The sequence below is a fragment of the Candidatus Electronema sp. TJ genome (assembly GCF_048287355.1).
GTDB lineage: Bacteria > Desulfobacterota > Desulfobulbia > Desulfobulbales > Desulfobulbaceae > Electronema.
On the sequence record NZ_JBLWEP010000148.1, the window covers coordinates 1 to 5,520 of the forward strand.

Genomic DNA, 5,520 nt, shown 5'->3' on the forward strand with positions numbered 1-5,520 from the left:
AACACTCAGGTTTTGGGCGCGAACGGCTTGAGCAGCTCTTTTTTGTCGATGTTGGCCCAGGCGGTCTGGTAGCTGATCTTGCCTGCCTGAAGCAGCTCGATGATGGAGTCGTCCATCAGCTTCATGCCGGAGGTCTTGCCCATCTGCATGGTCGAGCGGATCTGGAAGGTCTTGTTGTCCTTGATCAGATTGGCGATGGACAGGTTGCCGATCATGATCTCCACAGCAAGATGCATGGTCGCGCCGTCCGCGCCAGGCAGCAGCCGCTGCGTGAAAACCGCCTTCAGCGACTCGCTGAGCATGGCCCGGACTTGGTTCTGCTCGCCTGCCGGGTAGGAGTCAATGATCCGGTCGACCGTCTTCGGCGCGCTGGAGGTGGAAAGGGTGCCGATGACGAGATGGCCGGTCTCGGAAGCGGAAATGGCCAGCGAAATGGTGTCCAGATCGCGCAGCTCGCCAATAACGATCACGTCCGGGTCTTGACGCAACGCGCCTTTGAGGGCGTTGGCGTAGGCCAAGGTGTCGCGGCCAAGCTGGCGCTGGTTCACCGCCCCTTTTTTCAGCGGGTGGATGAACTCGATCGGGTCTTCAACGGTGAGGATGTGGTGGGCGTGGCGGCTGTTGATGTGGTCGATCATCGCCGCCAAGGTGGTGGTCTTGCCGTGGCCGGTCGCGCCGGTGACAAGGATGATGCCCTGATGGTTCTCCAAGATGCGGTGCATCACGTCTTCGGGGATGCCCAGCTCCTTGAAGGAGGGAATCTTGCCTGGTATGACCCGGAAGATGCAGCTCATGCCGTTGTTGTGCAGCATCGCGCTGCCCCGGAAGCGGCCCAGCCCTTCAATGGAATAGGCGAAGTCGAGCTGCATCTCCTCGCGGAGGACGCGCTGCTGCTCCGGCGTGAGGATCTCCATGATCACCTTGCGGCAGCTCGCGTCGTTGAGCGGCTGGCTCTTCAGCCGGATCATCTTGCCCAAACGCCGGACCATGAACGGCTCGCCGGGCAGCACATGGATGTCGGAAGCCTTGAGATCCACCGCCGCCTTGAACACCTTGTCTAATATCGCCATGAGAACGCTCCAAAGTGGAAGTCATGCGCATACTCTACCACAGGCTGCGGCGGAAGGGAACCCGTCAGGATCGGCGGCAAAAGAAAAGGCGGAGCGCGGCCTGCCCAGCCGCTTCCGCCTCGCGCAGGCGCTGTCCTGCACGCCGGGCTACTTCTTGGCCGTGTCCGGCGGCGGGCTGAGCAGCACTTTGGAGCGTTCCGGGTTGGACTGCTTGCGCGAGCTGGCGTGCACCTCGCCGTCGAGCGAGGCCCCGGACTCCACAGTCAGGTTCTCGGATTTGAGTATGCCGTGAATCGCCGAGGTGGCGTGGACCGTGACGATGTCAGCGGTGATGTTGCCTTCGACCCTGCCGTGACAGACCAAGGTGGCGGTCTCGATATTGCCGGTCACTCTCGCGGTCTCGCTGAGGATGAGGTACTCGCCGCTGATGTTGCCCTCGATGGTGCCGTCAAAGCGGGCTTTGCCTTTGAAGGAGATCTCGCCCTTGATCACCATCTCCTTGGCCAGAACGCTTTCGATCGGGTCTTTGTCGTTTTTCATGCTCTTTTTCTCCGGCGGCGGCGCAATCGGCGCGGCGGCTGGCTCAAGTTTGCTCTTGTCGTCTTTGCTGCTGCTGAATAAACCCATGCTGTTTTCCTCTCAATGCTTGTGCGCGGCAAAGGCCAAGCCGGCCACGGCAATGTACTTGTCTGGATTCACCGGCCTGCCCTTGTAATGCACCTCGTAATGCAGATGCGGCCCGGTGGAGCGGCCGCTGCTGCCGAGCAGGCCGACTGTGTCGCCCCGGCTGATCTTGGCCCCTTTTTTGACCTGCACCGCGCTCAGATGGCCGTACAGGGTTGTATAGGCACCGCCGTGCCGGATTATGACATAGTTGCCGTAGCCGCCCGCGTCCCAGCCGGTTTCCTTGACCACGCCGTCGGCAGTGGCCGTGACCTGCTCGCCGAGGCGGCCTTTGAAGTCGATGCCTGCGTGCAGGGCGGGCTGGCCGTTGAAGGGATCGCTGCGCCTGCCGAAGCCGCTGGTGGTCCGCCCCTGCGCAGGCCGCCCCAGCGGCATGGTCTGGATGAGCTGAATGTAGCGGTCGCTCCGTTTCAGCAGCTGCTCGCTGCTCCGCTCGTCCACGTCCGCAGCAATAAAGGGGCCGCCGCTGTTGGCTGCCGTCTTCCGCCCGGCAGGCCTGATCTCAATGCCGATCCGGCTCATCAGCGATTCAATCATCTGGCTGCGTTCGTCCAAGCGGCTTGCGGTCTGCTCGATCAGCTTCCGCTTGGCCCGCTTCTCGCGCTCCAGCTCGGCCTGCAAGGCGGCGGTCTTGGCTGAGCCGGACTTGGCGAGGGCCGCGATCTGCTCCTCATAGCGGCGGACGAGCTGTTCCCGCTCCCCGCTGAAACGGCTGGCCTCCTCCTCCTTCTCTGTCTTCAGCTGCTTGACCATTGCCTCATAGGTGGCCATGAGCTGCCGCCATTTCTTTTCCCGGATGCCCAGCTCGTTTTTCAGCTTGTCGTCGAAATTGGCATGAAGCAGGTCCAGCGCCTCAGCCTGGCTGGCTGCCGTGTTCTCCAAGGCGTTGCGCTGGTGAAAGAACTGCGCCCCCAGCCACGTGCCTGCGGACAGCAGGACAAGCAGGGTGAGCAGGCCGCCAAGCACAGCGGCGGCGCGGTCGCGCTCGATGACCAAGGAGAAGGGGCGGCCCCTTTCTCCGGTGATGACTATATGCAGCCGTTCGGGGATGGACGAGTACGCTTTGATCATGGGAGCCTGTGTTTGGGGGGAATGCGCGTTGCGCTGCCACAGGGAAGTATAACAGAATGCCGGAAGCAGGAACAGCGAAATCAGGAACGCTTCCTGAAAAAAGGCCTCCGGCGGCGCGAAAGCGGCGGGCTTGTTCTTCTACTGTTCCAGCACCCAGTCCGGGATGCGGCGCAGGATGTACTCGGTCACCTGCTCCCGGCCCTTGTCGCCTTTGACCGGATTGACCTCGCTGACCACCTCCTCAAAGTCGAACCAGCACAGCTCCCGGTCGTCTTTGCCATAAACCATGAACACGCGGCGGTCTGGATCTTCAACATCCTCTTCTTCCTGAATCGCGCCGACCAGAGCGGCGGCCTGCTCATAGGGCAGGAAGCGGATTTCCTCGCTGCTCATCGCGCAGCCTCCTCATGTTTGAAACGGATCAAAATCAGAATAAAAAAGGGACGGAAGAACAGTTCTTCCCGTCCCTCGGCAAAGGCGCAGGCCCGCTCATGCAGGTTTGGCCACCGCGCCGGAACGGATGCAGCGGGTGCAGACCCGGATGCGGGAGGTGCGTCCGCTGCCGCTCACTGCGCGGACGGTCTGAAGATTCGGCATCCAGCGCCGTCTGCTCTTGTTGTGAGCGTGGCTGATGATGTTGCCGGTTGCCGGCCCTTTGCCGCAGATTTCACATTGGTACGCCATGATTATATGCTCCTTGAAGGGTTTGCGCATGAAATTCGGAGCTATTCTTACCTCCCCCGAAAAGAAAATGCAAGCCTTTTCCGGCTTGGGCCGGTGGAAGGTGCGCAGGTTCAGTGCGGCGGCCCGGCAGTGAATTTCTCCGCCTGGCTCCGGTAATAATCCTGATTGGCCGGATCAATCTTCGCTGCCCGGCCTGCGGTGCGCACGGCATCTTCGGCCCGGCCCGCTGCCCAAAGGGCTTCGGCCAAGGTGTCAAGGAAGTGGCCGCGCTCCTCCAGCCGCACGGCCTGCCCAGCCAAATCCAAGGCCCGCGCCGGGTTGCGCTGTCCTTTCTCCTTGGCGGTCAGCAGCAGCCAAGCAAGATTGTTGAGAACATCTGCCTGCGCAGGCCCGGCCAGCAATACCTGCTCGTAGGCGGCGGAGGCCTCCTGTTCCTTGCCCTGCTCCAGCAGCAGATCCGCCCGCAGATGGAGCCATTTGGGATTGTTCGGCTCCTGCCGCAGCTTCACCTCCACCAGCGCCGAGGCGTGGCCGACACGGGCCAGCTGGCTGAGCGCGTCCGGATCTGACGGCGGCAGCAGAACGAGGGCAAGGATGACAGTGCTGAAATAGGCGGCCAGCGCGAGCCGCAGCTTGCGCTCATGCCGCCTGATCAGGCTGGGTTCCTGCCCGCAGCTGAGGATGAAGTCCATCCGCTCGCCAATGCCGAAATGATGCCAGTTTTTCTGCTCCCGCTGGATGCCGCTGAGGACGGCGATTTTATCAAAGGCGCGGAACAGCGGCCAGCCGCCGCCTTGAGTCTGAACAGCGCAAAGATCAGCCTGCCGCTCGAAATTGCGGATGAACCAGCCAAAGAGAAAACGGAAGTAGAGCAGCAGCAGGACGAGCGTTGCTGCCCCGGTCAGATATTCCAACAGCCACCCCGCGCTCAGGCCCGATTGCAGCAGAAGCCGCCATACGCTGCCGCTGCCAAGCAGCAGACTGAGCAGCGGCCCAGCCAAGATTTGAATCAGCAGGCTGAAGGCGGCAAGAAGCAGAAGGTAGAGGAGGAGATGCCTTTTTCTGACATGGCCGATCTCATGGGCAAGCACTGCTTCCAGCTCCTCCTGATCCAACGCCTCCAGCAGGGCCGGTGTGAGCAAAATGCGGCGGAACGGCGGGGCGATGCCCATGACCGCCGCTGTCAGGGCGCGGCCTTCCAGCAAGGGCCAGCTCAGAATTTGGGCGGAGAAGTTCTGGCTGCGGCAGAAACGCTCCACCATCTCCCGCTGCGGCCCTGGCGCAAGCGGGACGCAGCCCCACAGCCTGCTGATCAGGGGCGGAAAGAGCAGCGCGAGAAAAGCCAAGGCGATGAGGAAAAAAAGCATCTCGCCCCAGCCGGAGGCCAGCAGCTTCTGGGCCGCAGGCCAAGGCAGGAGGCGGAGCAGATCGAAGGTCAGCGAGAGAAGGAACCAAGGCAGCACCAGCGGCAGGTTGCCGCGCAGGCTGGCGGCGGCGAATTCGGCGGCGGAATGGCGGCAGCCGAAGAGCTTCTGGTAGGCGGGCTGCGCCTCGCGCCAGAGCAGGAGCAGGAAGAGGAAGAAGAGCAGCAATCCGCCGCCCTGCGCCAGCGTCGGCAGGCTGTCGCCGAAGGACAGCGGCTGGAGGTGCCAGCGGAGATCACAGGCGAAAACCGCGCCGATGAACAGGACTGCGGCCAGCAGAGTCAGGCGGCTTTCGGCGGTGAAATAGGCGGCTCCCCCGCCCTTCTGCAAGGCGGCGCGGAACTGCCGGGCGGCAAGGCGCGAGAACAGGAGCAGCAGCAGGCCGAAGAGCGGCAGGCCCAGCTGCGGCGCAAGCCAAGGCTGCTCCGGCAGCGGAACGGCGGAGAGCGTCAGGATGACCGCCAGAAAGTAGAGCAGATTATTGTAGCTCATCGCTTCAGATTGTCCTGCTGCCCGCGTAAGAAGTTGTCATGTGTCGCACCATGCTGAGTTGAACTGCCCTGCGGCTTGGCAGATGGAGTTTTCAG

The 5,520-nt window shown here is 62.5% G+C and carries 6 protein-coding genes; all 6 read right to left on the minus strand.

All coding sequences use genetic code 11. From position 1 onward, the window contains the following. Positions 1-5: 5 nt before the first annotated feature. A complete protein-coding gene (locus ACNKID_RS10020; RefSeq protein WP_417913290.1) occupies positions 6-1,070 on the minus strand; it encodes a type IV pilus twitching motility protein PilT in 1,065 nt (354 codons plus the stop codon). A gap of 147 nt (positions 1,071-1,217) precedes the next feature. After that, entirely contained in the window at positions 1,218-1,697 is a 480-nt protein-coding gene (locus tag ACNKID_RS10025; protein WP_417913291.1) for a bactofilin family protein, read from the minus strand. A gap of 12 nt (positions 1,698-1,709) precedes the next feature. Next, a complete protein-coding gene (locus tag ACNKID_RS10030; protein ID WP_417913292.1) occupies positions 1,710-2,825 on the minus strand; it encodes a peptidoglycan DD-metalloendopeptidase family protein in 1,116 nt (371 codons plus the stop codon). A gap of 138 nt (positions 2,826-2,963) precedes the next feature. Further along, positions 2,964-3,218, minus strand: a complete 255-nt coding sequence (locus ACNKID_RS10035) for a hypothetical protein (RefSeq protein ID WP_417913293.1) — start codon at positions 3,216-3,218, stop codon at positions 2,964-2,966. A gap of 96 nt (positions 3,219-3,314) precedes the next feature. Beyond that, a complete protein-coding gene (rpmB, locus tag ACNKID_RS10040) occupies positions 3,315-3,509 on the minus strand; it encodes a 50S ribosomal protein L28 (protein ID WP_417913294.1) in 195 nt (64 codons plus the stop codon). A 110-nt stretch (positions 3,510-3,619) separates the two neighbouring features. Beyond that, a complete protein-coding gene (locus tag ACNKID_RS10045) occupies positions 3,620-5,425 on the minus strand; it encodes a M48 family metalloprotease (protein ID WP_417913295.1) in 1,806 nt (601 codons plus the stop codon). Positions 5,426-5,520: the final 95 nt, after the last annotated feature.